Genomic DNA, 24,347 nt, shown 5'->3' on the forward strand with positions numbered 1-24,347 from the left:
GCCGCGAGCGCTGTCTACTTCACCACCGCCGCCGGCGCATCCGACTTGACCGAGACCGGCGCGGGAAGCGCCGCTTCGACAGGCCGCGTTTCATCGACCGTGGTTCTGCCGCCATCGCGGAAGAACGCCTGTTCCGCGGCCTTGTTCAGCACGAGAATACTGATCCGCCGATTCGTCGGCTCGTCGACGACATCCTTGTTGAGCGGCAGCACGTCGGACAGTCCGCGCACTTGCAGCACCTTGCTTTCCTTCATGCCGCCCGCGACGAGCGCGCGCCGCGCGGCATTCGCCCGCTCGCTCGAAAGCTCCCAGTTCGAATAGCCCGCCTGACCGCCGGAATAGGGCACCGCATCCGTATGCCCCGCGATCGACACGCGGTTATCGACATCGTTCAGCGATGCGCCGATGTTCGTCAGAATCGTCGTCACATAGCTTTCGAGTCTCGAACTGCCCGATGCGAACATCGGCCGCTTGAGCGAATCGACGATCTCGATACGCAAGCCTTCACTCGTGATCGCGATGCGAATCTGGTCCTTATACGCGCGCAGCGCAGGCGTCTGCTCGATGAGCGCCATCAGCTTCTGCTTGAGCTGCTGCAGCTTGCGCAAGTCGTCCATCGCAACGGCAGCGCGCGCGATCGATTGCGGCACCGGTTGCGTCTGGGTCTTGTTGCCTTCACCCGGACGCGTGCTCGACAGATCCCTGCCGCCGCCCGCGATGACGCTCGTATGCGCCGACGCGCCGCCATCGTTGCCGAACAATGCGGAAAGCGGCGTATTGAAGTATTGCTCGATGCCTTCCTTGTCGTACTTCGATGTCGATCCGAGCAGCCACATCAACAGAAAGAACGCCATCATCGCGGTGACGAAGTCGGCGTAGGCGATCTTCCATGCGCCGCCATGATGGCCGTGTCCGTGCGCCTTCTTCTTGCGCTTGACGACGACAGTCGGCGCAAGCACGGACTGCAGCGGATCGCGTGACGGTTTCTCAGCCATGTGCGTTGGTCCTTTGCGTACCCGATGTCATCACGAAGCCGCCTTCGGCATCTTGGTGGCACGAACCGCGTCGTCGAGTTCCTTGAAGCTCGGACGATCGGCGGTGAAGAGCACCTTGCGGCCGAACTCGACCGCGATCGTCGGCGCATAACCGTTCATCGATGCGAGCAGCACGGACTTCACGCACTGGAACGGCTTCGCTTCGGCCGCGCCCTTCGCGTTGAGCAGGTCCGCGAGCGGGCCGATGAAGCCGTACGCCAGCAGAATGCCGAGGAACGTGCCGACGAGCGCACCCGCGATCATCTCGCCGAGCACGGCGGGCGCGGCGCCGACCGAGCCCATCGTGTGCACGACGCCCATCACCGCGGCGACGATACCGAATGCAGGCAGGCCATCGGCCATTTTCTGAATGGCGTTCGCGGCGATCGAGCTTTCGGTGTGGTGCGTGTCGAGCTCTTCGTCCATCAGATCCTGCATTTCGAGCGCGTTGACATTGCCCGCAGACATCATGCGCAGATAGTCGACGATGAAGTCGAGCAGATGATGATCGGCCATGACGTGCTCGTACTTCTGAAAGACCGGGCTGGACTCGGGCGCATCGACATCGGCTTCGAGCGCCATCATGCCTTCCTTGCGCGCCTTCTGAAGCAGTTCGTAGAGCAATGCGATCAGCGCGAGATATTTCTCTTTCGTGTAGCCGCCGCCCTTGAACGCCTTCGGAATCGATTGCAACGTTTTCTTGAGCGTCGCGGTCGGATTCGACACGACGAACGCGCCGATCGCCGCGCCGAAAATACACAGCAGCTCGAACGGTTGCACGAGGGCCGCGAGGTGGCCGCCGACGCCGACGAAGCTTCCGATCACCGAGCCGATGACCAACAACCATCCGATGATGACAAACATGATTTCTCCGCAAAAGTCCGGGCGCCGCGGGCCGTGCGTGCTCGGGATTGAGACGCGCACGGCTCGCGACGCATTGTTCGCTTGTTGTTGGACTTATCGGCGCGAAAGTGCCGGAGATTTAGGGTGTCGCGCGCAAGTTTTTCTTCGCAAATGTTTGCGGCGTAAATGTTACGTTCGTGGCGCCGCTTACTTCGCAGGTAATGGATCGCGTGATCATGTTTCGTCTAACATCGGTCGCATGAACTCGACCCTCGTACATCCGGCCGTTCGATCGGACGTCGGCGCGCTATTGCGCGAATGGCGTCAGCGCAGGCGCATGAGCCAGCTCGATCTCGCAGGCGTTGCGGACGTGTCCACGCGTCACCTGAGCTTCGTCGAATCGGGCCGCTCGCTGCCGAGCCGGGACATGCTGATGCGCCTCGCCGAGCAACTGGACGTGCCGCTGCGCGAGCGCAACACGCTGCTCGTCGCGGCCGGTTATGCGCCGCTTTATCGCGAGCGCGCGCTGGCCGATCCGCAACTTTCCGCTGCCAGGCGTGCTGTCGATCTCGTGCTCAAAGGGCATGAGCCGTATCCCGCGCTCGCGGTCGATCGTCATTGGACGATGATCGCGGCCAACGCGGCTTTCGCGCCGCTCGTCGCATCGGCGGATGCGCAATTGCTCGTGCCGCCGGTCAACGTGCTGCGGCTGTCGATGCATCCGCAAGGTCTCGCCGATGCCATCGACAACTGGCACGAGTGGCGCGCGCATCTGCTCGCGCGCCTGCGCCGGCAAATCGACGTGTCCGGCGATGCGACGCTCGTCGCGCTCTTGGCCGAACTGGAGGCGTATCCCGCGCCGCGTCACGCGACCCACGAGCCGCGCGGCGAGACCGATCCCGTCGTCGTGCCCTTGCGTTTGCGCACGCAGCACGGCGTGCTGTCGTTCTTGAGCACGACGACGGTTTTCGGCACGCCCGTCGACATCACGTTGTCGGAGCTTGCGATCGAAGCCTTCTTTCCCGCCGACGATTCGACCGCCGCCATCCTTCGCGAACTCGCCGACGCAAGACGTTGAGCTTGCGTCGCGCCGCGCATGCTTACAGAATTGAACCTAGTCGACATGCGCGGATCAATGAGAAAGCAGGCTGCGCGTCGCATGGCGCGCGGCCTGTGTCAGCTTTTGTCCAACCAACGCGGAAGGCAGCGATGATTCAAACATTCGAACAAGTGATCGGCGGGCAAACGATGCAGTTTTGCGCCAGCATCGCGGAGGGCGGCGGGCCGCTGCGCGTCATCATCAGCCGTGCGGATTCGGCGGAATCGCTCGTGATCGTCGAAGCGGACGGCATCATCGGCGCGATCAAGGCCGAAGTGGAAGCGCCCGATACGCTCGTCGCCGATGCCGTTCGCAAGGCGCAGCAGGAAGCGCTCATCGAGCGTGCGCTGGAAACCGGCGCGGTGCAGACCACTAGCCTGTAACGCTCTTCGTCCACGAGCATCAGTAAGAATGCCCGCGCCGCTTTCAAGGCCGCGCGGGCATTGCTTTATGCGCGCGATGGCCGCCCGGCGTTCTACATGCGCGGTTCGCCGTTTTTCGGATCGGCGGGCACCATCGGCGTCGCGGAATCCGGGCCGTCAGGCATGTCCGGATCTTCGGGGTTCGGCGCGGCGTCGGGATCGAGCAGCTTGTCCGGGTCCGGTTCGAGCGGCTCCTCGGGGGAGCGGGGCATTGTCGACATGGTGTTGTCCTCAAAAGATTCGCGGCTTTACCTGGGCGTTGCAACGGCCGTTCCCGACGTCCGTCTCTAAGTAACACGTTCTTCGGCGTTCGCGCTCGCCGGATTGTTCACATGACGCGCGATCAACGCGGCGCACAACAGAAGCGCGACGGAGATCGCCGCCGACCAGCGCACCGCATCGACGATCTGGTGCGCGCTCGCCGCGCCGTCGCCATGAGCCGCGAGCGCGCCGAACGCCGCGACGCCGATCGCGCCCGCCGCCTGCCGCGCCGTGTTGAGCACCGCCGACGCCGTGCCCGCACGCGGCTGGCCGACGGTGCCGAGCAGCGCGGTCGTCATCGCCGGGACCGCGAGTCCCATCCCCGATGGAATCAGCAGGAACGGCACGAGCAGCGCGGCCGTGGGCGTCGTCGCATCGACGAAGGCGAGCGCGGCGAAACCGGCGGCGTCGAGCAGCGCGCCGAAGATCATTGGGCCGCGCGAGCCGAAGCGCGCGACGACAGGGCCGCTCGCCAGGTTCGAGATCAGGAATCCGCCCGTCAGCGGCAGGAACGCGAGACCGGTCTGCAAGGGCGTGTGACCGAGCACGCGCTGCAAATACAGGCTCAGCACGAAGACCATTCCATAGTAGGTGAGATTCACGCCGATACCGAAGGCCACGGCCGCGCTGAACGTGCGCTCGGCGAAGAGCGACAGCGGCAGCATCGGCGTGCGGCTTTCGCGCTCGATCGCGATGAACGCGCCGCCCGCCGCCAGCGCGAGCAGCAAAGCGCCGATGACGAGCGGATGCATCGGTCCGAGCGGGCGCAATTCGATCACCGCGCCGACGAACGAGGCGAGCGCGACGATCGCCAGCGCCTGGCCGGGCAGGTCGATGCCGCGCGCATGACCGGCATCTTTGGGTCGCGCGTTTTCTATCCACGCGAGCGTCGCGACGATGCCCGCCGCGCAGATCGGCAGATTGACCCAGAAAATGCTGCGCCAGCCGAACGCCGCGATCAGCACGCCGCCGACGATCGGCCCCGCCGCGATCGACACCGCGCCCGCCGCCGTCCACAAGCCGACGGCTCGCGCGCGCAGACGCCGGTCGTGGCCGCACGCCGCGTTCAGCAGCGCGAGCGAGTTCGGCAGCATCGCCGCCGCGCCGACGCCCTGCAAGGCGCGCGCGGCGATGAGTTGCGTCGCGTCGCCGGAAAAGGCGCACGCGAGCGACGCCAGCGCGAAAAGCGCAAGTCCGCCGACGAACATGCGCCGCGCGCCGAAGCGGTCGCCGAGCGAACCGGCCGAGAGCATGAGCGCGGCGAAGGCGAGCGCGTAGCTGTCGATGGTCCATTGCAGGCTCGCGACGCTCGCACCCAGATCGTGGCCGATGCTCGCGAGCGCGACATTCACGATCGAGACATCGAGTTGCGAGACGACGAAGCCGACGCTGGTCGCCGTCACGGTGAGCGTCTGCCGTGCGGACAGACGCGTTTCGGATGAAGAAAGATTCGAGTTCATGCCGGCCATCGTAGGCGCGCGGCGCGGCCGATGTTTCGGCGTGGGCCGAAACGTGAAAGCGCAATGAAAAATGGCGCACCGCGTGAACGGTGCGCCACTTCGCGTGTGGAACGCTAACGCCGGATCAGCGCGCCTGCTTGATGAACAACGTCGTCAGCCCGCCGACCGCGCACAGCGCGCCGACGTAGATCGCGGGCGCCATCGGGCTCGATTTCATCATCAGCGAGACGACGATCGGCGTGAGTCCGCCGAACACCGCATACGCGACGTTGTACGAAAACGAGATGCCGGAGAAACGCACGGCCGCGGGGAACGACTTGACCATCACGAACGGAATCGCGCCGATCACGCCGACGAAAAAGCCCGCGAGCGCGTACCACGGCAAAAGCGCGGAGGCATCGGCCGCGACCTGCTGGAACATCATCCAGTACGTGACGGCGAGCGCCACGCCGCCGACGAAGATCGTCTTGCCCGCGCCGATGCGGCCCGCGATCGCGCCCGCCAGCACGCAGCCGATCGTGAGGCACAGCGTCGCCGCGCAGTTCGCGACGAGCACCGTCGCCGGCGCGATGTGGAACTGCTTCTGCAGCAGCGTCGGCGTCATCAGGATCACGACGACGATCGCGGCGGAAAGCATCCACGTCAGCAGCATCGACACGATGACGGCGCGGCCGTGATCGCGCAGCACGGCCTTGAGCGGAAGTTCCGCGGCGAGCGACTTGCGCTTCTGCAACTCGGCGAACACCGGCGTTTCATGCAGCCAGCGACGCAGATACACCGAGCACAGACCGAAGATGCCGCCGAGCAGGAACGGCAGGCGCCACGCGAAATCGGCGACTTCGGCCGGCGCGAACGCCTTGTTGATGCCCGTGGCGATCAGCGAGCCGAGCAGAATGCCCGCCGTCAGGCCGGCCGTGAGCGTGCCGCACGCATAGCCGATATGACGCCCCGGCACATGCTCCGACACGAACACCCACGCGCCCGGCACTTCGCCGCCGACCGCCGCGCCCTGCATCACGCGGAACAGGAGCAGCAGGACGGGCGCCATCAGGCCGATCGACGCGTACGTGGGCAGGAGGCCCATCAGGAGCGTCGGCACGGACATCAGCAGCACGGAAAGCGTGAACATGCGCTTGCGTCCGAGCAGATCGCCGAAGTGCGCCATGATGATCCCGCCGAGCGGGCGCGCGAGATAACCCGCCGCGAAGATGCCGAAAGTCTGCAATTGACGCAGCCAGTCAGGAATCGACGGCGGAAAGAACAATTGGCCGATGACCGGCGCGAAGAACACGAAGATGATGAAGTCGTAGAACTCGAGCGCGCCGCCGAGCGCGGCGAGCGTGAGCGTCTTGTAATCGCCGCGCGTGAGCGCACGGCCGGCCGCGCGCGGGGCGTCGGACAGAGGTGTTGCCTGCATCGGAAAAGAACCCGTAAGTGGAAAAGCCACGCATGACGCGCGGTAGAACGAGGCTTTGCCCTGCGGGAGTGACTAAACGCGCCGGGTGGACGCGAAGCGAAGGCCCGGGCGCGGAACGCGAACGATCCGGGCCGGAAGCCAGCGGGCGCGGATTCGAAAGCCGCTGCCCGTCATCCGCGCTGCGCGATGCGACGGACAGTCGCGGCGCAGCTTGCTACGACGTCTCGGTAAAACGGCGGAAGCGGGAACTTTTGAGCCAAACACGGCATGTTACAGGATGAAAGCGCGCGCAAAAGCGAAAACCCGTTCTAATTTCGAGATGGTTGCGCGCATCAGACGCCGCCCGTTCCGGGCGCTACGCAGTCACATGCGTTGACAATTCGGATGAGTCCGATGGGAAAGGGTCGCATCGCTGCCCAGAATTCGCAGCTTGTAAATCCCCGTCTCATCCCGCGACGAGACGCCCGGCGGGCGCCGCAAAACGGCCTCCGCTTCATGTCCCTTGGACTCATCAGGTAAGACACTATGCGCGTCGCCGTTTTGCAAACCGACCCCAGTTATCGAAATCTCATCAGCGATGTCGTCAAACGACTCGGCCACACTTGCGTGACTTTCGGCGATGGCCTCGTGCTGTCGAAGGCGCTGTCCCGCTCCACGGTCGATCTGCTGATTCTCGACTGGAATTCCACGGGCCTCTGCGGCCTCGATCTGCTGAAATCCGTGCGCTCGAGCTTCGGCGAACGCGTGCCGGTCATGTTCGCGACGCCGGACGGCGCCGAACACAACGTCGTCTGCGCGCTCACCGCCGGCGCGGACGATTTCGTCGTGTATCCGATCCGGCCGGGCGAGTTCGGCGCACGCGTCGAAGCGCTCTTGCGCCGCGCGTATCCCGCGACGTCGAGCGCATGCCTCGAAGTCGGGCCGTATCGTTTCGACGCACGCCAGCAAACCGTCACCGTGCGCGGCAAGCCGGTGCAGTTGAGCGGCACGCAATTCCGTCTCGCGCAGCTTTTCTTCTCGAACATCGGGCGCGTGCTATCGCGCGATCATATTTTCGCGATGGTCTGGGGACGCGAGTTCCGCGAAACGACCCGCACGATCGACAGCCACGTTTCGCGCCTGCGTCTCGCGCTGGAAATCGAGCCGGTCAACAACTTCCGCCTGCAGCCGGTGTACAAGAGCGGTTACCGTCTGCTGCATCTCTACGATGAAGGCGCGGATTCGGATGGCGGTCTCACCGATCCCGCGCCTGCGCAGATCGCGGCCTGAAGCCCATCAAAAAGCAAATGCCGCCGGTTGACAAACCGGCGGCATTTTTCATTTCGCGCGCGTCTTAAAGCGCCGGCAATGCGGGGCGCGTCTCGATGCTCCGGCGAATCAGCGTTTCGACTTCCTTGCGCTCATCGCCGGCGAGCGGCAGGCGCGGCGGACGCACCGGCTCCGTGCCCAGACCGACGATCGCCTCGGCGAGCTTGATGTTCTGCACGAGCTTGTGCGACACGTCGAGCGCGAGCAGCGGCGCGAACCAGCGATAGATCGCGCGCGCTTCCTCGACACGCCCCGCGCGAATCAGCTTGCTGATCGCGACCGTTTCGCGCGGGAACGCGCACACGAGACCCGCGACCCAGCCGTGCGCGCCCATCAGCATCGCTTCCATCGCGAGATTGTCGACGCCGCAAAAAATCGCATAGCGGTCGCCCGTTTCGTTGATGAGATCGGTGATGCGGCGCACGTCGCCGCTCGATTCCTTGATCGCCGCGAACTTCTTGTCTTCGGCAAGTTCGGCGAACATCTTCGGCGTGACATCGACGCCATAAGCGAGCGGATTGTTGTAGACCATCAGCGGCAGCGGACTGGCATCGGCGACCATGCGGAAATGATTGAGCGTCTCGCGCCGGTCCGACAGATAACGCAAACCCGGCAGCACCATATAGCCCGCCGCACCGTGGCGCGCGGCGCGCTCGGCCTGGCGGCAGCCGTCGAGCGTGCTGTTCTCGGCGATCGTCAGGAGCACCGGCACGCGGCCGCGTGCGGCGTCCACGGCGATGTCGAGCACGTCGAGCTTTTCGTCCAGCGATAACGTCGATGCTTCGCCGAGCGAGCCGCACACGATGATGCCGTCCACGCCCGCTTCGATCTGCGCGTCGATGTTCTTCGCGGTCCACGCACGGTCTATGCTGAAATCGGCGTTGAACTTGGTGGTCACGGCGGGCATCACGCCTTCCCAGATATGCGTCACGGCGGCTCTCCGAAATTGATTGGACGGTACGCAGTGTAAGCACCGAAAAATCAGGCGTCTTGCGTGATTCGCGCGCGCCGCGTGCCGATTTCGGCATAGCCGTTTCGCACCGCGAAAAGCCCCTCCGGACGACCTTCGATTATGCCGATTTCGTCATCCAAACCGTCCAGCCGCGTCAAGACGCCCGGCGTAAGCGTTTCTACGATAGCGGCATGAAAACCATCGACATCATCGACTCGCATACGGGCGGCGAACCGACGCGCCTCGTGATTGCGGGCGGCCCCGATCTGGGCAACGGCACACTCGTGCAACGGCTCGACGCGTTTCGCACGCGCTTCGATGACTGGCGCCGCGCCATCGTCACGGAGCCACGCGGCTCGGACGTGATGGTCGGCGCGTTGCTCTGCGAACCGGACGATCCCGCAGCCGCGGCGGGCGTCATCTTCTTCAACAACGTCGGCTATCTCGGCATGTGCGGGCACGGCACGATCGGGCTCGTCGCGTCGCTCGCCCATGCGGGCAGGATCGCGCCGGGGCGGCATCGGATCGATACGCCCGTCGGGCCCGTCGATGCGACGCTGCACGAGAACGGCAGCGTCAGCGTGCGCAACGTGCCGGCGTATCGGCATCGGCGGGCGGTATCGGTCGATGTGCCCGGCCACGGCACGCTCACCGGCGACGTCGCGTGGGGCGGCAACTGGTTCTTTCTCGTCGCGGATCACGGTCGCGAACTGGTGCCCGCGCGCATCGCCGAGCTGACCGCGTTCACGGAGGCGATCCGCGATGCCTTGCATGCGCAGGGCATCACCGGCGCGGACGGCGCGTTCATCGACCATATCGAACTGCTCGCGGATTCGCCCGTCGCCGGCGTCGACAGCCGCAATTTCGTGCTGTGCCCGGGCAGCGCCTACGACCGTTCGCCGTGCGGCACCGGAACGAGCGCCAAGCTCGCGTGCCTCGCGGCGGACGACGCGCTCGCGCCGGGCGACATCTGGCGCCAGGAGAGCATCATCGGCAGCGTGTTCGAGGGCAGTTACGCGCTCGACGGCGACGCGCTGATCCCGACGATCACCGGTTACGCGCACGTCATGTGCGAAGGACGGCTCGTGTTCGACGCGCGCGATCCGTTCATCAAAGGCATATGACGGCGGACGTGATCGTCGTCGGCGGCGGGATTGTCGGGGCGGCGTGCGCAGCCGAGCTTGCCGCGCGCGGCATGACGGTCGATGTGCTCGACGCGGGCGGCATCGGCGGCGGCGCGACGGCGGCGGGCATGGGCCATATCGTCGTGATGAACGATTCGCCCGCCGAATTCGCGCTGGCGCGGGCTTCGCGCGAACTGTGGCTCGCGCTCGGCCCGCAACTGCGCGAGCGCGATGCGTTCTCGCGCTGCGGCACGCTCTGGATCGCGGAAGACGACGAGGAACTCGACGCCGGGCGCGCGATGCGCGACGCATTCGCCGCGGCGGGCGTGCGCGCGCATATGGTCGACCGCGCCGCGCTGCGCGAATCCGAGCCGTCGGTGAGCCACGCGATGCAAGGCGGCCTGCTCATCGACGACGACGCGATCGTCTACGCGCCCGCCGCCGCGCAATGGCTGCTGGCGAGTTCGACGCGCATTCGCGTATCGACCGGCTGCGCGGTGCATTCCGTCGATGCCGCCGGCGCGCACGCGCGCGTCACGCTCGCGAATGGTGAACGACGAACGGCTGCGCACGTGGTCGTCGCCAACGGGCTCGCCGCGCCGGATCTGATCGCGGGACTGCCGCTCGAAGCGAAGAAGGGGCATCTGCTCATCACCGATCGTTATCCGGGCACGGTTCGTCATCAGGTGCTGGAGCTCGGCTATATCAAGAGCGCGCATCACGCGCGCGGCACGTCGGTCGCGTTCAACGCGCAGCCGCGTCCGACGGGGCAAGTGCTGATCGGGTCGTCGCGTCAATTCGGCACGCTCGATCCCGCCGTCGAAATGAACGTGCTCGCGATGATGCTCGCGCGCGCGACGCGCTATCTGCCGGGAATCGGCGGGCTCAATGCGATTCGCGCGTGGACCGGTTTTCGCGCCGCCACGCCCGACGGCTTGCCGCTGATCGGACCGGCGCGTTTCCCCGGCGACCGGCTGTGGCTCGCGGCGGGTCACGAAGGGCTCGGCGTGACGACGTCGCTCGGCACCGCGAAACTCCTCGTCGCGCAAATGCTCGGCGAGCCGCTTCCATTCGATATGCCCGACACGAACGCTTTCTGCCCGCAACGATTCGCGCCGGAGCACGCCGATGGCTGAGCGCGTGCGCGTCATCATCGACGGCGAATCGCTCGACGTGCCCGCGTTCGCGACCGTCGCGGCCGCGATCGCGATGCGGGGCATTCGTGGCACGCGGCGCTCTGTCACCGGCGAGCCGCGCGCCGCGCTGTGCGGCATGGGCGTGTGTCACGAATGCCGCGTGACGGTCGATGGCCGCGCGCATGTGCTCGGCTGTCAGACGCTTTGCCGCGACGGCCTGTCGATCGAGACGACGCGATGAACATCGAACGAGTGGACATCGCGATCGTCGGCGCGGGACCGGCGGGCTTGAGCGCGGCGCGAATGGCGGCGCGAGCGGGCGGGCGCGTCGCGCTCATCGACGACAATCCGCGCGCTGGCGGCCAGATCTGGCGGCAAGGTCCGACGCAAGCGCCCGCCGCGCCATTGCGCCAATGGCTCGACGAAACGCGCTCGCACGCGAAGCTGATCGTGATGAACTCGACGAAGGTCGCGGCAGCGCCCGGCGACAAACGGCTGCTGCTCGAACGCGACGGCGCGCCGCTCGTGCTCGCGTATTCGAAGCTCATCCTCGCGACCGGCGCGCGCGAGCGGCTGCTTCCTTTCGACGGCTGGACCTTGCCCGGCGTGACCGGTGCAGGCGGCTTGCAGGCGCTCGTCAAAGGCGGCATGCCGGTGCGTGGCGAGCGCATCGTCGTGGCGGGCAGCGGGCCGCTGTTGCTCGCCGCCGCCGATACCGCGCGTCGTCACGGTGCGCGCGTCGTCGCGGTCGTCGAACAGGCGCCGTTCGCGCGGGTCGCACGATTCGTCGCGTCGCTGGCGCTGACGCCGGGAAAGCTGGCGCAGGCCGTCGCGCTCGGCGTCGCGTGTTACCGCACGGGCAGCGTCGTCGTGAAGGCGCATGGAAGCGCGCGCGTGGAGGCGGTCACGATCCGCACGCGCGGGCGCGATGAAACGCTCGAAGCGGATCGCATCGCGTGCGGTTTCGGACTCGTGCCGAACACGACGCTCGCGCTTGCACTCGGCTGCTCGACGGACGAACGCGACGGCGCGATCCACGTCGACGGCGCCCAGCGAACCTCTCAGCGAGACGTATTCGCGGCGGGCGAATGCGCGGGCATCGGCGGGATGGAACTCGCGCGCGTCGAAGGCGCGATCGCGGCGCAGGCGGCGCTCGGCGTCGCCATCGATGCGCGTTTGGTGCGCGAACGCGATCGCTGGCGTGCCTTCGCGCGACGCGTCGCACGTACGTTCGAAGTCGGCGCCGACGCCCGCGCGATGCCATCGCCGGACACGTTGCTGTGCCGCTGCGAGGATGTTTCAATCGGCGAAGTCGCCGCGCACGCGAGCTGGCGCGATGCCAAATTGCAGACGCGTTGCGGCATGGGGCCGTGTCAGGGGCGCATCTGCGGCGAGGCGGCGTCGCTCCTGTTCGGATGGCCGCGCGCGGTGGCGCGTCCACCGTTCGCGCCGGTTTGCATCGACACGCTGATCGCTGCGGGCGAACTGACCGAAACGCGTCATTTCTAGTGGGGCCAGCGCCAATTTTGTCCGCGTATTGGCGCTCCTATAATCGGTCGCCAGAATCCACCGAGCGCAACCGACACCCGCACGTATGACGATCGCACCACCTCCGGCATCGACGCTCGCCGACATGCTCGCGCATTTCGCGCTGCTCGCGCCGGTCTTCGACGCGATGCCCGACATCGTGTTCTTCGTGAAGGATCGCGAGGCGCGCTATGCGATGGTCAATCGCACGCTCGCGCGCCGCTGCGGTCACAAGGACGACAAATCCGCGCTGCTCGGCAAGACCGCCGAGGACGTATTCCCGCGTCGCTTCGGGCGCATCTACACGGCGCAGGATCAGGCGATCATCGCGCAGGGACATCAGCTGATCGATCAGCTCGAACTGCATCTGTATCCGGGGCGCGAGCCCGGCTGGTGCATGACGTGCAAGCAGCCGCTGCACGATACGCAGGGACATATCGTCGGGCTCGCGGGCATTTCGCGGGATCTGCAAGCGGCCGAAGGCACGCATCCCGCGTACAGCCGGCTCGCGGCGGTCGTGCAGCACATTCAGGAAAATTACGTGCAGCCGCTCAACATGCGGCAGCTCGCGCAGATGGCGAACATGTCCATCGCGCAACTGGAGCGCTACTTTCACAAGGTCTTTCATCTGACGCCGCGCCAGGTGCTGTTGAAAACGCGGCTCGACGCGGCCACTGCGCTCCTCGTCTCGCAGGAGAAAGTCACCGATGTCGCCGCGCTGTGCGGGTACACCGATCACAGCGCCTTCACGCGCCAGTTCAAGGCGACGGTCGGCCTCACGCCGAGCGAATATCGCGCGCTGCTGCAGGCGGGCACGTCGAGCGCCTCGCACCCCGATTCCATCCGCGAGACAAACGTCTGATGGGAAAACAGGGCACGGCCGATGCCGGAATTACACGATCGTGCGCGTGTGACGAGCGTTTGGGCGAGGCGGATCGGCCGGGAGGCCCGCGCGACGCGGCGCTTGCGGCGAAAGATGCAAACCGGTCCGGTTTTTGCTCCTTTAGGCACGCTGCAACCGGGCGATTTTTCGCGTCGGCGCAGTCACAAACCGCGAGGCGTTCCGCACCGGCGTACGCGCGGCATAAAAAACGGTGCGTTCGGAATTCCCGCCGCGTTCTCGTGTCAATCAGTGCGCGCTACCGCGCGCGCGGCGGAAAGAGCTGGAGACCGACGCGAGAATTCCGTTTTTGGCAGTAGAAAAGAACATCATGAACGAAGTGGCAAGACTGGGGCATATGCGGATCGTCCTCATCGAAGACGATCCCGAGAGCAGAGCGTCGCTGCAGACGTTGCTGGAAGAAGAGGGTGCCGAAGTCATCGCCGTAGCCGACGCCGAAGACGGCGCGCAAGCGGCGATCGAGCATCTTCCGGATGCGGTGATCTGCGATCTCGACCTTCCCGAGATGGACGGTTTCTACCTCGTCCAACGTTTGCGGGATCACGAAATACGCGGAAATCTGCCGCCGTCCGTGGCGATCGCGCTGACGGGGCACGGCGGCGAGGAATACCGATTACGCAGCATCGGCGAAGGCTTTCAGCATTTCATGACGAAGCCGGTGCATCCCGACGAACTCGTCACGCTGATCCAGGACGCGGCTCGGGCCCGTGTGGTGATGTGATGTGAGTCGCGCGGGCCGCCATCGACGGCGGCCCGGAACGCCTAGGACCGGTCGCGGTTGCGCGCCCGCGTCGCGCCCGTGATGACGGCGATGCCCAGCATGATGACGGCCACGATCATGATCGTGTGCTGCGAGACGTGCATCGCCACGAGCGCCCACGACACGCCGCCAATGAAAATCAGCCAGCCTACGAGATAAATGATCAGCGTCATCGACTTCTCCTTTTTCGTTGTGTGTTAGAAATCGTTGCGCGGCCTTCATCGAAGGGCCGTATGCTTTCGACGCCCGGCCGCGCATCAGTTCGCTGGATGCAAGTGGCGTACCGCGAGCGGCATCGTCGAATATGAAGAAGAGTCCAGGCATGCTGACCGTTCATCATCTCAACAATTCCCGCTCGCAGCGCGTGCTGTGGATGCTCGAAGAACTCGGCGTTGAATACGAGCTGAAGCGCTATCAGCGCGACCCGCGCACGATGCTCGCGCCGGCCGAGTTGCGCGCGGTGCATCCGCTCGGCAAATCGCCCGTCGTGACCGTCGATGGCCTCACGCTCGCCGAGTCGGGCGCGGTCATCGAATATCTCGTCGAACGGTACGGCGAAGGCCGTTTCGCGCCGCCGCCCGGCACGACGCCCGAACGCCTGCGCTACAACTACTGGATGCATTACGCCGAAGGCTCCGCGATGCCGCCGCTCCTGCTCAAGCTCGTCGCGCGGCGGCTGGAGAGCGCGAAAATGCCGTTCTTCGCTAAGCCGATCGCAAGGCGCATCGCGCAGACGATGCAGAGCAGTTTCATCGATCCGCAACTGCGTCTGCATTTCGGCTATATCGATGCCGAACTGGCAAAGTCGCCGTGGTTCGCCGGCGATTCGTTCACCGCCGCCGACGTTCAAATGAGCTTTCCCCTCGAAGCCGGCAGCGCCCGCGCGGGCGCGAAGTCGATGCCGCATATCCGCGCCTTTCTCGAACGCATTCACGCGCGTCCGGCATATCAGCGCGCGCTCGAAAAAGGCGGCCGATACGATTACGCAAGCTAGCCATCCGGCCTATTGCGGGAACCGTAAGCGCGTTGCGTACAATGACTCGGACGCAATCACTCAGCCCAAAGGCGACGCATGGCCCGAATCGTTCCCGACGACTGGAAGAACCTCGAAGCGACCGGCGCGGCGGCGCGCGAACTCGAAACGCTCGCGCGCCTCGAAAAGCTGCCCGACGACTACACGGTCTATCACGGCGTGCACTGGACTCGCGTCAACGAAGGATTTTCGGTCTTCGGCGAAGCGGATTTCGTAGTCGTCGCGCCGTCCGGCCGCGTGCTGATGATCGAGCAGAAGGCCGGTTTTCTGCGCGAGACGGGGCAAGGTCTCGTCAAGGTCTATTTGCAGAAAGAGCGCAACGTCGCCATTCAGCTCGCGCGCACGCTGGAGAACCTGCATCGGCGGTTCACGGCGGCGTTCGGCGCGGGCACGTACCGGATCGAGGAACTGCTTTACTGCCCCGATTACACCGTCAAGAACACGGCCATCGCGGGCGTGTCGCCGGCGCGCATCGTCGATGCGAGCCGCAAGTCGCAGCTTGCGCGCGTCGTGCTCGAAATCCTGCCGCCGGACGAGCCGCGCTTCGAATCGGCGGCGCGCATCCATCATTTTCTCGCCGACGAACTTTCGCTCACGCCCGATACCAACGCGCTCGTCGGTGCGGCGAACACGCTCGTCACGCGTCTGTCGGGCGGGCTCGCGACGTGGGCGCGGCGGCTCGAATTCGAACCGTTCCGTCTTCGCGTGATCGCGACCGCGGGCGCGGGCAAGACGCAACTCGCCGTGCGCGTGATGCGCGACGCGCTCGCGCAGGGCAAGAGCGTGCTCTACGTGTGCTTCAACCGGCCGCTCGCCGACCATATCCGTGCGATCGCACCGAAAGAGGCGAAGATCGCGAATTACCATCAGTTGAGCGCGGCCGTCGCGCGCGATGCGGGCAGTCCGCCCGACTTCAGTCAGCCGAATGTCTTCGCGACGCTCGAAGATCGCTTCGCCGCCGTGCCCGTGCCCGAGCAATGGAAGACAGATGTGCTCATCGTCGATGAAGGCCAGGATTTTCAGGCGGCGTGGGTTGAGGCGCTCGAACGTCTGCTGAATCCTGAAGGCGCGTGGTGGTGGCTCGAAGATCCGATGCAGAACCTTTATTTGCGCGAGCCGGTGCCGCTGCCGGGCTGGACGATCCTGCGCGAAACGACGAACTATCGCAGCCCGCGCGATCTGCTCGGGTTCATCCGCAAGGTCGTCGGGCCAGATGTGCGGCTCGATGCGGGCAGTCCCTTCGACGGCTCCGACGTGAGCGTTTCGACCTACGCCGACGGGCATCCCGAGGAAATCATCGAGGCGACCAAGCGCGCGATCACGCACGCGTTGTCGCTCGGCTTTCGCAAGCAGGACATCGCGGTGCTGTCGTTCCGGGGCCGCGAGGGTTCGGCGCTCACTGCCGTCGATCACCTCGGCCCGCATCGGCTGCGCGCCTTCACCGGAACGTACGATCTGTTCGGCAACCCGGAGTATCGCGAGGGCGACGTGCTGCTCGAATCGATCTATCGCTTCAAGGGGCAATCGGCGCCCTGCGTGATTCTCACCGAAGTCGATTTCGACGCGCTCGACGAGCAGGCCGCGCGCAAGATCTTCGTCGGCGCGACGCGGGCGACGATGAAGCTGATCGTCGTTGCGTCCGAGCGCGCGGCCCGGGCGATCGAAGCCTTGCATTAGCGGATGGCCGTCATCCGCACCGAATCCCCGTTGCGCGCACACGCCGCGCGACCCTGGTTTCGCCGGCTCTGGTATGCGGCGCTGATCGCGCTCGCGGTCGCGCCGCCGATCGGCGCGGTCGGCTATATGCTGTATTCGGGTCTGGTCGCGCGCGAGACGCATCGGCTCGTTCTGCCTTACGACGTGTACTGGGACGCGGCGCAGTTTCAGATCGCGTACGCGCGCTTCGAAAATCACGTTCTGCTGTATCGCAATGGCATCGACGAGGACGCGGGGGGCGTGCGCGCGAGCTATCGGCTGCTGCGGGCGCGGCTCAGGCAGGTGTCGGAATCGGCGGGGGTGTCGGACGATCATCAGGCGCTGCTGAACCGGCAGCGCGAGATTCTGCGTCAGTTGCAAACGGCGCTCGATTCCATTCAAGGCGATATCGACGGATTGCAGAGCGAGCACCAGCGCACCCTGCGCGTGATCGGCGTATTGCGGCAGAACGCGCCCGTCGTCGCGGAACTGGCGGGCGGGCGTCGGCTGATGGATGTCGCGGAGCGCGAGGCGATCGTGCGCGATTTCGAGGCGAAGCGCCGCTATCTGATTTACGGCGGCGTGCTGCTCGGCCTGCTCTCGGCGGCGGCGACGATCCTGCTGCTCTTGAACGGCTATCGGCGCACGCGCCTTATCGAACAGCAGCGCGCGGCGCTGGCGGCGGAGCATCAGGCGACGCGCGCGGCGCGCGAGGCGGGCGTCGCGAAAGACACGTTCCTCGGCATGATCAGCCACGAGCTGCGCACGCCGCTGCATGCGATCGTCTCGTCGGTCGAATTGCTCGGGCTGAACGCGCGCGGCGACGCCGACCGCAAAATCATGCAGCGTCTGGAAGCGGGCGCGCGTCATCTCGAGGCGCAGATGCGCGATCTGACCGATTACGCGCGTCTCGGCGCGGGCAAGCTCGAACTGCGCATGGCCGTGTTCGATCCGGTCGAATTGCTCGAATCCATCGTCGATGCGAACACACCCGCCGCGAGCGCGAAGGGCCTGGCGTTGCGCGGCGATTATGCGGGCGAGCGCGGCCCGATCGAATCCGATCCGCATCGGGTGCGGCAGATCGTGACGAATCTCGTGACCAACGCGATCAAGTACACCGAAGCGGGTTCCATCGACGTGCATTTCGCGCGCACGGAGAAGCGCCTCGACATCTCCGTGATCGATACGGGGCCGGGCATTTCCCGCGAGCAGTTGCCGCTCATCTTCCAGGAATTCACGCAGCTCGATTCATCGAGCACGCGGCGCTTCGACGGCGCGGGAATGGGCCTCGCGGTCGTGCGCGGACTTGTCGAGCTGCTTGGCGGGAAGATCGAGGTTTCGAGCGAAGTCGGGCAGGGCGCGGCGTTTCGCGTGAGCCTGCCGGCGGTCGCGGCGCGTCATGTGCCCCGGCGTGAGCCGGAAGCCGATGCGCCCGAGTTGCGCAAGTCGCGCGTGCTCGTGATCGACGACCACGAGTCGATCCGCGATTCTCTGATCGAAATGCTCACGCATCTCGGCTATTACGCGGTCGCGCTGCCGGATGTCGACAGCGCGCTCGCGTGGCTGCGCGCGAACGACGCCGACGTGATCCTCGCGGACCTGCATATGCCGGGCAAGGACGGCTATTCGTTCGCGAACGAGTATCGTGCGCGCAGTGCGCCCGGCGCGAGCGTGCCGATCATCGCGGTGAGCGCGTACGCGCCCGAACTGGTGGATCCGAGCGCGGCCGTGCTGTTCTTCGACTATCTGCTGAAGCCGGTGCGCTACGAGGTGCTGAAGGGCGCGGTGCATCGCGCGGTGACGGTGCGCCGGCGCGTCAGCTAATTGCGCATCAGCCGCTTGGAGAGATCGGCGACGAGAATGCCGAGCCTCGCGGGCTTCTCGAAACACGTCGCGTTGTAGTCGCGGATGACCTGGCTGATTTCCGATTCGCTCGCCTTGCCCGTGGTGAGTTCGCCCGTCAGCACGAAAACCGGCGCGTCCGGATTGTCCGACTCGCGCACCGCGCGGATCGCATCCGCCGACGTATGCACGCCGAACAGCCAGTCGATCACGACGGCATCGAACACTTGCGTCTGCAGCGCTTCGAGGAACGCGTCGAGGCCGTAGAAGGCCATCGCCGCGAATCCGGTGGCTTCGAGATAGTCGTGCAGATTGTCGGCCGAGGCGTGATCGTCGTCGACCACGGCGATGATGGGTTTGTCGGTATCCGGCCGGCGCGGCTGGATTTCGATCTTGTGGACGTCGCTGGCTTCGTGCAGCAGCACGCCTTCGTGCTTGGTGACGATCCAGCGATTGTTGAGTTTCTGCGCGATGAAATCCGGACGGCTGCCCGCATCGAGCGCGTTGCCGACCCACGCCATGCAGGGAATTTCCACCGAACCGAGCTTGAGCACGGCGTCGTGCGCGGTGCCTTCGGTTTCGTCGGGGCGCGTGTTGATCGAATCGAAGAGCTTGAGCGCGGGTTCGTCGAAGGCATCGGCGACGCGGCGAATCTGCGCGAGCGTCCACGGACTGTTCCCGCGCAGTTTCCGGTGGCCCTGCGAGAAGCTCAGGTCGAGAATGCGGCACAGCTCCGCTGTCTGCTGACGCTTTCCGATGCCGTGACGGCCCATGAGTTCGCGCACGCGTTCAGCGACGGCGAGGGATTCCGATGAAGACGTTTCAGTGACCATACAGCCAGTCGGATGCGTGAGAGTGGGACCGCGAGGGGCGTGAATCGGCGCGGGCCGGGCAGCCCATGCGCAGCCGATCCGACATTGTAAATGGCGCGGGTCCGCGCGCTCAAAATTGTCTCGATGGAACTCATTGATTCTAGTGATGAAACATTCCGCTACGCGAGCGCCGATGCCAGCTCGCGCGTCGGCTTCGACATGGCGGGAATCTCGTCGAGCAAGGTCGAAAGCTGGCTTTCGGCATCGCGTCCGCTGAATTCGCGCAAGGTGGCGAGCAACGTCCGCCACGGCGCGGGCCAGCGGGTTTCGCGCACGCAGCGGCCATTCGCGTCGGTGATCCGCAGCAGCGTGGTGTCGGGAAAGTAGGTCAGCGTGACGGGCATTCCGTCCAGTACGCAGGTAGCGGTGCAGGCTTTCGGTGTGAACATGCTTTTCCAGGTTGATTCGGTGTCGGGATCGACGGCTGGTGCATATAGCAACGGCCGTGCCTGGCACCACGATCCGGTGCGAATACGCACGCTCATCAAATCAAACAGGGTGAAAGTTCGCGAACATTGAATGGAGTATTGTCGATTTTGGCGACAATTGGCGGCTTTACGCGGGATACACTGCGAGCATCATCGAATGGAGGTTGCCGTGCTCGTTGCTGCTTTCGTCATTTGCCCGCTCGGCGTGGCCGCGCTTTTCGGATTCGCGCTTTTTGCCGATAAGCATTTCAAGGATTCGGTCGCCATGCCGCGCGGCCACGTTTCCGGGATGGAAAGGCCCGAGCGCCGGCAAACGCACTGAGGGGCGAGGGAATCGAGATTTCTTCACGCCCAACGAGATATTTTGATTTTCGATGGATTTTTGGCGTTTGACTCGAGAAATCTTAACTTTCCGAGTCTGCCGCCCTGCTTGCGAACGCACCGTGCACCACTTCCTCGATTCGGTCGAGTACGGGGCGAGGAAGGTGCTGATACTGCTTCCTGCGATGCGCCGACAGGACCCCCTTGTTCGACTGAACCATCCGAATGAGCGCTGAAAGATCCTTTCGCGGCAAGTCGAACTCGTCGTTCAGTTGCGCAAAAGCGGCGTCGTAGCCCTGAAGCCACGCGATCTCGCGCGGAATTTCCTCGCGCACGGCCTCCTTGATCATCGCGTGCAAAAACGCGACTTCACGATCGGCGTTGAAGAACCGGTACGCGCGGCTCGAAGGCGCACTCAGTACGAGCGGCTCCGTCTCGACGCGACGGTAATTCCACAGTCGCGTGACCGGGCGCGAGAACGCCGTCAGCACGGCGTGGTAAGCCGGAATGTTTCGCTCCATCACAGCCGACACCGGAATCACGGTATCCGCGCCTAGCACGCCCGAGCGCGCAAGCACGTGCTGGATGAGAAATCGATGCAGCCGGCCGTTGCCATCGAAGAACGGATGCAGATAAACGAAGCCGAAGGCCGCGCAGGCGGCCTTCACGAGCACATCGGGGCACCGTTTCCGATCGTTGACGAAGGCTTCCCAATCGGTCATCACGCGTCGAAGATCGTCAACCGGCGCGGGAAAGAAGTCGATCCGGCCCGCAGCGTCCTCCAGCCAGTTTTGTCTCGTCCGATACGACGCTTCCTGGCTATACACGTCCCGCACGATCACGTTTTGCAACTGCACCAGCCATTCTTCGTCGATCTTCGCAGGCTCGCCCGCGCGCTTCAGAAGCTGCACAAAACGCTCTTGCTTGTCGGAGCTGGGGGTTTCGGATTCGATCGCGTAGCTGCCGCGCGTCTCCGATAAATACAGAAAAGCGAGCGCGCGCTTGTACAGATCGGGGTCCTGCATCGCATCGAGCGCGCTTTGCGCTTCCAGAAGCAGGTCTGTCAAGGGCGGATCGTCCGGAATCGCGGCGCGGTGCACGACCGGACAAAACCACGGCGTGCCCGGCGCGTTATTGCGCACGCGGTAGCGAGGCGAATTCACGGGCTGCGGCGCCGTGTAATAGACATCGGGCGCAAAGAGATCGACGTAACCGCCGCGGACGCTCACGCCCGCATCCAGTGCCTTGCCGGTCAGCCATTCCCACAGGAAACAGGCGCGGCGAATCTGCTCGCCGGAAGGCGTCGCGCGCAGACGGGCGATGAGTTCTTCCGGCTCGATATGCTCGAACGCGGCATCGATAATCTCGAGATTCACGCCTTCGTGGCGTAGCGCGAACTCCAGATGACCGACGGGCGTATCGTCGAACGCCACGCTGTTTGGAAACAGGATATGGCTCTCGCTGTCGACGCGCCGGTTTACCGACGAACTGGCGTACGCCAGCCTCCGCGGCGGCGTTACGCGCAGTTCGCCGATGGCGATGAGTCGGGAATAACCGATCGGTGTCATCGAGATTTCTTAACGTTTATCGAGAAATTATAACTTTAGGCGCGCTTCCGCGATTTGTATCGAGAAATCTTAACCCCCGCCCGCTTCGACTCCGCCACCGATCCGCTTTTGCTATCGAACGATCGCCCTTTCGAATTGTTGCGCTATTGCCGCCGGACTATAGTGCCTCTCACGGCATGACCACCCAAAGCAACGAACAACGAAAGGAGACACATCCATGAACCGTATCGACCTGGCGAACCGCGTCGTGATCGTCACGGGCGGCGCGCGTGGCATCGGCCTCGCTGTGGCGGAACGCGCGCTGCAGTCCGGCGCCGAGGTATCGCTCTGGGATGTCGACGGCGAGCGCCTCGCCCGCACGAGCGCCGAGCTCGCGGCAAAGTACAGGGAGCGCAAAGTCAGCGACGCGGTCGTCGAACTGACCGAAGAATCCTCCGTCGATGCAGCCGTGAACAAGGCGCTGGCGGTGCACGGCAAGATCGACGTGCTCGTCAACAACGCGGGCATCACCGGTGGCAACGGCACGACCTGGGAACTCGCGCCCGACGTATGGCGGCGCGTGATCGATGTCAATCTGATCGGGCCGTACCTGACGTGCCGCGCCGTCGTGCCTCACATGCTGAAGTCGGGCTACGGGCGCATCGTCAATGTCGCGTCGATCGCGGGCAAGGAGGGCAATCCGAACGCGTCGCACTACAGCGCGTCGAAGGCCGGGTTGATCGGGCTCACGAAATCGCTCGGCAAGGAACTCGCGGGCAAGAACATCCTCGTGAACGCCGTCACGCCCGCCGCTGCCAAGACCGAAATCTTCGATTCGATGTCGCAGCAGCACATCGACTACATGCTCTCCAAAATTCCGATGAACCGCTTCCTGATGCCGGAAGAAGCTGCGTCGCTGATTCTGTGGCTCGCGTCCGAGGACTGCGCGTTCAGCACCGGCGCGGTGTTCGATCTGTCGGGCGGACGCGCGACGTACTGAAACGCATCATCGGGAGACTCACATGAACCATTCCGCACAGGCGGAAGGCGCGGTCACGTCGCGTGTCATGCGCCGGCTGCTGCCGTTTCTGCTGCTCATGTACGTGCTCGCGTTTCTGGACCGCGCGAATATCGGCTTTGCTCAAAAGGCGCTGCAGCAGGACACCGGCCTCACGAACGCCGCGTTCGCCTTCGGCGCGGGCGTGTTTTTCGTCGGCTATGCGATTTTCGAAGTGCCGAGCAATCTGCTGTTGCATCGCGTCGGCGCAAAGCTGTGGATGTGCCGGATCATGGTGACGTGGGGCCTCGTCTCCGCGGCGATGGCCTTCGCGCATAACGCCACGACGTTCTATACCCTGCGCTTCCTGCTCGGCGTGGCGGAGGCGGGCTTCTTTCCCGGCATCGTCTATTACCTCACGCGCTGGTTTCCGCAATCGTCGCGCGCGCGTGCGCTCGGCGTGTTCTATTTCGGCGCGCCGCTCGCGTTCATCTTCGGCGCGCCGCTGTCCGGTCTGCTGCTCGATCTGCACGGCGCGTTCGGCCTGAAAGGGTGGCAATGGCTCTTTCTGGTGGAAGGGCTGCTCGCGTCGATCGTCGGCGTGTGGGCGTTCTGGTATCTCGACGACGATCCCGCGAAAGCCCGCTGGCTTACGCCCGATCAGCGCGCGCTGCTCGCCAGCCGCCTCGACGACGATGCGCGCGCGGCGTCGTCGCACGGACCGCGCAGTGTGCTCGCGTCGCTCGTCGATCCGCGCGTGCTCGTGCTCTGTTGCGTGTACTTCCTGATTCAGGCGGCGGTGTACGGCGTCGTGTTCTATCTGCCGCAACAGGTGTCGGCGCTGCTCGGCACGAAAGTCGGATTTCGCGTGGGACTGGTGACGGCGCTGCCGTGGATGGCCGCCGTGATCGTGACGTGGATCGTGCCGCGCTATGCCGATCGCACCGGCCGGCATCGCGTGTGCGCGGTCGCGCTGCTCGCGATGTCGGGCGTCGCGATCGCCGTGTCGGGCATCGCGGGATCGCCGGTCGTGTCGCTGATCGCGCTGTGCTGCGCGGCGAGCGGCTTCATCGCCGCGCAACCGCTCTTCTGGACCTTTCCGACGCGTTATCTCACGGGCGCGGCCGCCGCGGCGGGCATCGCGCTCATCAATTCGCTGGGCGGACTCGGCGGCTTCTTCGCGCCGATGGCCCGCACCGCCGCCGAAGCCGCGTTCCATTCGGCGAGCGCGGGGCTGATGGTGCTGGCGGGCGCGAGCGTGCTCGCGGCGCTTGTCATCGTCGTGCTGGTGCGCGTGCCCGAACGTCATTCGATTACGCGCGGCGAAACCGCCAGCGCATCCTGAACAGAAAGAACAGAGAAGGAGAC

The 24,347-nt window shown here is 65.1% G+C and carries 25 protein-coding genes; 15 read left to right on the plus strand and 10 right to left on the minus strand.

From position 1 onward, the window contains the following. Positions 1–14 precede the first annotated feature (14 nt). A complete protein-coding gene (motB, locus tag NCR93_RS16140) occupies positions 15–995 on the minus strand; it encodes a flagellar motor protein MotB (RefSeq protein ID WP_008353578.1) in 981 nt (326 codons plus the stop codon). 30 nt (positions 996–1,025) lie between these two features. After that, positions 1,026–1,898, minus strand: a complete 873-nt coding sequence (motA, locus tag NCR93_RS16145; RefSeq protein WP_008353577.1) for a flagellar motor stator protein MotA — start codon at positions 1,896–1,898, stop codon at positions 1,026–1,028. A 238-nt stretch (positions 1,899–2,136) separates the two neighbouring features. On the opposite strand from motA, the gene NCR93_RS16150 reads away from it, so the two are divergent. Together NCR93_RS16150 and NCR93_RS16155 are read left to right on the plus strand one after the other, a co-directional pair. After that, complete coding sequence (locus tag NCR93_RS16150; protein WP_175979224.1) at positions 2,137–2,955, plus strand: helix-turn-helix domain-containing protein; 819 nt, start codon at positions 2,137–2,139, stop codon at positions 2,953–2,955. A 131-nt stretch (positions 2,956–3,086) separates the two neighbouring features. Further along, a complete protein-coding gene (locus NCR93_RS16155; RefSeq protein WP_008353575.1) occupies positions 3,087–3,359 on the plus strand; it encodes a hypothetical protein in 273 nt (90 codons plus the stop codon). Between the two features lie 92 nt (positions 3,360–3,451). Here the strand turns inward: NCR93_RS16155 and NCR93_RS16160 are convergent, their stop codons facing one another. The 3 genes from NCR93_RS16160 to NCR93_RS16170 form a co-directional block, all read right to left on the minus strand. Then, the gene (locus tag NCR93_RS16160) at positions 3,452–3,619 is read right to left on the minus strand and encodes a hypothetical protein (RefSeq protein WP_008353574.1); all 168 of its coding nucleotides are present in this window, start codon (positions 3,617–3,619) and stop codon (positions 3,452–3,454) included. A 66-nt stretch (positions 3,620–3,685) separates the two neighbouring features. Then, on the minus strand, positions 3,686–5,128 hold the full coding sequence (locus NCR93_RS16165) for an MFS transporter (RefSeq protein ID WP_175979225.1): 1,443 nt from the start codon (positions 5,126–5,128) through the stop codon (positions 3,686–3,688). 115 nt (positions 5,129–5,243) lie between these two features. Beyond that, a complete protein-coding gene (locus NCR93_RS16170) occupies positions 5,244–6,536 on the minus strand; it encodes an MFS transporter (RefSeq protein ID WP_175979226.1) in 1,293 nt (430 codons plus the stop codon). 525 nt (positions 6,537–7,061) lie between these two features. On the opposite strand from NCR93_RS16170, the gene NCR93_RS16175 reads away from it, so the two are divergent. After that, complete coding sequence (locus NCR93_RS16175) at positions 7,062–7,805, plus strand: response regulator transcription factor (protein ID WP_008353569.1); 744 nt, start codon at positions 7,062–7,064, stop codon at positions 7,803–7,805. 64 nt (positions 7,806–7,869) lie between these two features. Here the strand turns inward: NCR93_RS16175 and NCR93_RS16180 are convergent, their stop codons facing one another. Then, entirely contained in the window at positions 7,870–8,775 is a 906-nt protein-coding gene (locus NCR93_RS16180) for a dihydrodipicolinate synthase family protein (protein WP_008353567.1), read from the minus strand. 212 nt (positions 8,776–8,987) lie between these two features. Between NCR93_RS16180 and NCR93_RS16185 the strand changes: the two genes are divergently transcribed. The 6 genes from NCR93_RS16185 to NCR93_RS16210 all read left to right on the plus strand — a co-directional run bounded on the left by NCR93_RS16185 (position 8,988) and on the right by NCR93_RS16210 (position 14,205). Beyond that, positions 8,988–9,920 (plus strand): 4-hydroxyproline epimerase, encoded by a 933-nt coding sequence (locus NCR93_RS16185; RefSeq protein ID WP_175979227.1) that lies wholly within the window; start codon positions 8,988–8,990, stop codon positions 9,918–9,920. Further along, positions 9,917–11,056, plus strand: coding sequence for an NAD(P)/FAD-dependent oxidoreductase (locus tag NCR93_RS16190; protein WP_175979228.1), 1,140 nt, complete (start codon positions 9,917–9,919; stop codon positions 11,054–11,056). Before NCR93_RS16185 ends, NCR93_RS16190 begins: the two co-directional genes overlap by 4 nt. After that, a complete protein-coding gene (locus NCR93_RS16195; protein ID WP_008353563.1) occupies positions 11,049–11,297 on the plus strand; it encodes a 2Fe-2S iron-sulfur cluster-binding protein in 249 nt (82 codons plus the stop codon). Before NCR93_RS16190 ends, NCR93_RS16195 begins: the two co-directional genes overlap by 8 nt. Continuing rightward, positions 11,294–12,565, plus strand: coding sequence for an NAD(P)/FAD-dependent oxidoreductase (locus tag NCR93_RS16200; protein WP_175979229.1), 1,272 nt, complete (start codon positions 11,294–11,296; stop codon positions 12,563–12,565). The genes NCR93_RS16195 and NCR93_RS16200 overlap by 4 nt, the downstream gene beginning before the upstream one ends. An 85-nt stretch (positions 12,566–12,650) precedes the next feature. Continuing rightward, on the plus strand, positions 12,651–13,445 hold the full coding sequence (locus NCR93_RS16205) for an AraC family transcriptional regulator (RefSeq protein ID WP_175979230.1): 795 nt from the start codon (positions 12,651–12,653) through the stop codon (positions 13,443–13,445). A gap of 349 nt (positions 13,446–13,794) precedes the next feature. After that, entirely contained in the window at positions 13,795–14,205 is a 411-nt protein-coding gene (locus NCR93_RS16210) for a response regulator (RefSeq protein ID WP_051079069.1), read from the plus strand. 41 nt (positions 14,206–14,246) lie between these two features. On the opposite strand, the gene NCR93_RS16215 is transcribed toward NCR93_RS16210, so the two are convergent. Next, positions 14,247–14,417, minus strand: coding sequence for a hypothetical protein (locus NCR93_RS16215; RefSeq protein WP_008353559.1), 171 nt, complete (start codon positions 14,415–14,417; stop codon positions 14,247–14,249). A gap of 149 nt (positions 14,418–14,566) precedes the next feature. Between NCR93_RS16215 and NCR93_RS16220 the strand changes: the two genes are divergently transcribed. The 3 genes from NCR93_RS16220 (at position 14,567) to NCR93_RS16230 (ending at position 18,796) form a co-directional block, all read left to right on the plus strand. Further along, positions 14,567–15,238 (plus strand): glutathione S-transferase, encoded by a 672-nt coding sequence (locus NCR93_RS16220; protein WP_175979231.1) that lies wholly within the window; start codon positions 14,567–14,569, stop codon positions 15,236–15,238. A 78-nt stretch (positions 15,239–15,316) separates the two neighbouring features. Next, positions 15,317–16,954 (plus strand): ATP-binding domain-containing protein, encoded by a 1,638-nt coding sequence (locus NCR93_RS16225; RefSeq protein WP_175979232.1) that lies wholly within the window; start codon positions 15,317–15,319, stop codon positions 16,952–16,954. Positions 16,955–16,957: 3 nt separating this feature from the next. Continuing rightward, positions 16,958–18,796, plus strand: a complete 1,839-nt coding sequence (locus NCR93_RS16230) for an ATP-binding response regulator (RefSeq protein WP_008353554.1) — start codon at positions 16,958–16,960, stop codon at positions 18,794–18,796. Here the strand turns inward: NCR93_RS16230 and NCR93_RS16235 are convergent. Further along, a complete protein-coding gene (locus tag NCR93_RS16235) occupies positions 18,793–19,647 on the minus strand; it encodes a helix-turn-helix domain-containing protein (RefSeq protein ID WP_008353552.1) in 855 nt (284 codons plus the stop codon). The two genes, NCR93_RS16230 and NCR93_RS16235, sit on opposite strands and share 4 nt — an antisense overlap. A gap of 158 nt (positions 19,648–19,805) precedes the next feature. Then, positions 19,806–20,075, minus strand: coding sequence for a hypothetical protein (locus NCR93_RS16240; RefSeq protein ID WP_033536125.1), 270 nt, complete (start codon positions 20,073–20,075; stop codon positions 19,806–19,808). Between the two features lie 196 nt (positions 20,076–20,271). Between NCR93_RS16240 and NCR93_RS16245 the strand changes: the two genes are divergently transcribed. Further along, positions 20,272–20,436 carry a hypothetical protein gene (locus NCR93_RS16245; RefSeq protein WP_160172889.1) on the plus strand — a complete coding sequence of 55 codons (165 nt, stop codon included), beginning with the start codon at positions 20,272–20,274 and terminating at the stop codon, positions 20,434–20,436. An 82-nt stretch (positions 20,437–20,518) separates the two neighbouring features. Here the strand turns inward: NCR93_RS16245 and NCR93_RS16250 are convergent, their stop codons facing one another. Next, positions 20,519–22,003 carry a Fic family protein gene (locus NCR93_RS16250; RefSeq protein WP_175979234.1) on the minus strand — a complete coding sequence of 495 codons (1,485 nt, stop codon included), beginning with the start codon at positions 22,001–22,003 and terminating at the stop codon, positions 20,519–20,521. A 217-nt stretch (positions 22,004–22,220) separates the two neighbouring features. Between NCR93_RS16250 and NCR93_RS16255 the strand changes: the two genes are divergently transcribed. Further along, positions 22,221–22,982: an SDR family oxidoreductase gene (locus NCR93_RS16255; protein ID WP_175979235.1), complete on the plus strand. Its 762-nt coding sequence runs from the start codon at positions 22,221–22,223 to the stop codon at positions 22,980–22,982. Between the two features lie 22 nt (positions 22,983–23,004). After that, positions 23,005–24,324 (plus strand): MFS transporter, encoded by a 1,320-nt coding sequence (locus tag NCR93_RS16260; protein WP_008353546.1) that lies wholly within the window; start codon positions 23,005–23,007, stop codon positions 24,322–24,324. The last annotated feature ends 23 nt before the right edge of the window (positions 24,325–24,347 follow it).

Origin of the sequence: Caballeronia sp. ATUFL_F1_KS39 (assembly GCF_023630985.1) — a bacterium.
In the GTDB taxonomy this organism is placed as follows: Bacteria; Pseudomonadota; Gammaproteobacteria; order Burkholderiales; family Burkholderiaceae; genus Caballeronia; species Caballeronia zhejiangensis.

Bases quoted from the DNA above. Each gene is read 5' to 3' on its own strand.
- motB (WP_008353578.1), bottom strand. From the start codon at position 995: ATGGCTGAGAAACCGTCACGCGATCCGCTGCAGTCCGTGCTTGCGCCG.
- motA (WP_008353577.1), bottom strand. From the start codon at position 1,898: ATGTTTGTCATCATCGGATGGTTGTTGGTCATCGGCTCGGTGATCGGA.
- NCR93_RS16150 (WP_175979224.1), top strand. From the start codon at position 2,137: ATGAACTCGACCCTCGTACATCCGGCCGTTCGATCGGACGTCGGCGCG.
- NCR93_RS16155 (WP_008353575.1), top strand. From the start codon at position 3,087: ATGATTCAAACATTCGAACAAGTGATCGGCGGGCAAACGATGCAGTTT.
- NCR93_RS16160 (WP_008353574.1), bottom strand. From the start codon at position 3,619: ATGTCGACAATGCCCCGCTCCCCCGAGGAGCCGCTCGAACCGGACCCG.
- NCR93_RS16165 (WP_175979225.1), bottom strand. From the start codon at position 5,128: ATGGCCGGCATGAACTCGAATCTTTCTTCATCCGAAACGCGTCTGTCC.
- NCR93_RS16170 (WP_175979226.1), bottom strand. From the start codon at position 6,536: ATGCAGGCAACACCTCTGTCCGACGCCCCGCGCGCGGCCGGCCGTGCG.
- NCR93_RS16175 (WP_008353569.1), top strand. From the start codon at position 7,062: ATGCGCGTCGCCGTTTTGCAAACCGACCCCAGTTATCGAAATCTCATC.
- NCR93_RS16185 (WP_175979227.1), top strand. From the start codon at position 8,988: ATGAAAACCATCGACATCATCGACTCGCATACGGGCGGCGAACCGACG.
- NCR93_RS16190 (WP_175979228.1), top strand. From the start codon at position 9,917: ATGACGGCGGACGTGATCGTCGTCGGCGGCGGGATTGTCGGGGCGGCG.
- NCR93_RS16195 (WP_008353563.1), top strand. From the start codon at position 11,049: ATGGCTGAGCGCGTGCGCGTCATCATCGACGGCGAATCGCTCGACGTG.
- NCR93_RS16200 (WP_175979229.1), top strand. From the start codon at position 11,294: ATGAACATCGAACGAGTGGACATCGCGATCGTCGGCGCGGGACCGGCG.
- NCR93_RS16205 (WP_175979230.1), top strand. From the start codon at position 12,651: ATGACGATCGCACCACCTCCGGCATCGACGCTCGCCGACATGCTCGCG.
- NCR93_RS16210 (WP_051079069.1), top strand. From the start codon at position 13,795: ATGAACGAAGTGGCAAGACTGGGGCATATGCGGATCGTCCTCATCGAA.
- NCR93_RS16215 (WP_008353559.1), bottom strand. From the start codon at position 14,417: ATGACGCTGATCATTTATCTCGTAGGCTGGCTGATTTTCATTGGCGGC.
- NCR93_RS16220 (WP_175979231.1), top strand. From the start codon at position 14,567: ATGCTGACCGTTCATCATCTCAACAATTCCCGCTCGCAGCGCGTGCTG.
- NCR93_RS16225 (WP_175979232.1), top strand. From the start codon at position 15,317: ATGGCCCGAATCGTTCCCGACGACTGGAAGAACCTCGAAGCGACCGGC.
- NCR93_RS16230 (WP_008353554.1), top strand. From the start codon at position 16,958: ATGGCCGTCATCCGCACCGAATCCCCGTTGCGCGCACACGCCGCGCGA.
- NCR93_RS16235 (WP_008353552.1), bottom strand. From the start codon at position 19,647: ATGGTCACTGAAACGTCTTCATCGGAATCCCTCGCCGTCGCTGAACGC.
- NCR93_RS16240 (WP_033536125.1), bottom strand. From the start codon at position 20,075: ATGTTCACACCGAAAGCCTGCACCGCTACCTGCGTACTGGACGGAATG.
- NCR93_RS16245 (WP_160172889.1), top strand. From the start codon at position 20,272: ATGGAGGTTGCCGTGCTCGTTGCTGCTTTCGTCATTTGCCCGCTCGGC.
- NCR93_RS16250 (WP_175979234.1), bottom strand. From the start codon at position 22,003: ATGACACCGATCGGTTATTCCCGACTCATCGCCATCGGCGAACTGCGC.
- NCR93_RS16255 (WP_175979235.1), top strand. From the start codon at position 22,221: ATGAACCGTATCGACCTGGCGAACCGCGTCGTGATCGTCACGGGCGGC.
- NCR93_RS16260 (WP_008353546.1), top strand. From the start codon at position 23,005: ATGAACCATTCCGCACAGGCGGAAGGCGCGGTCACGTCGCGTGTCATG.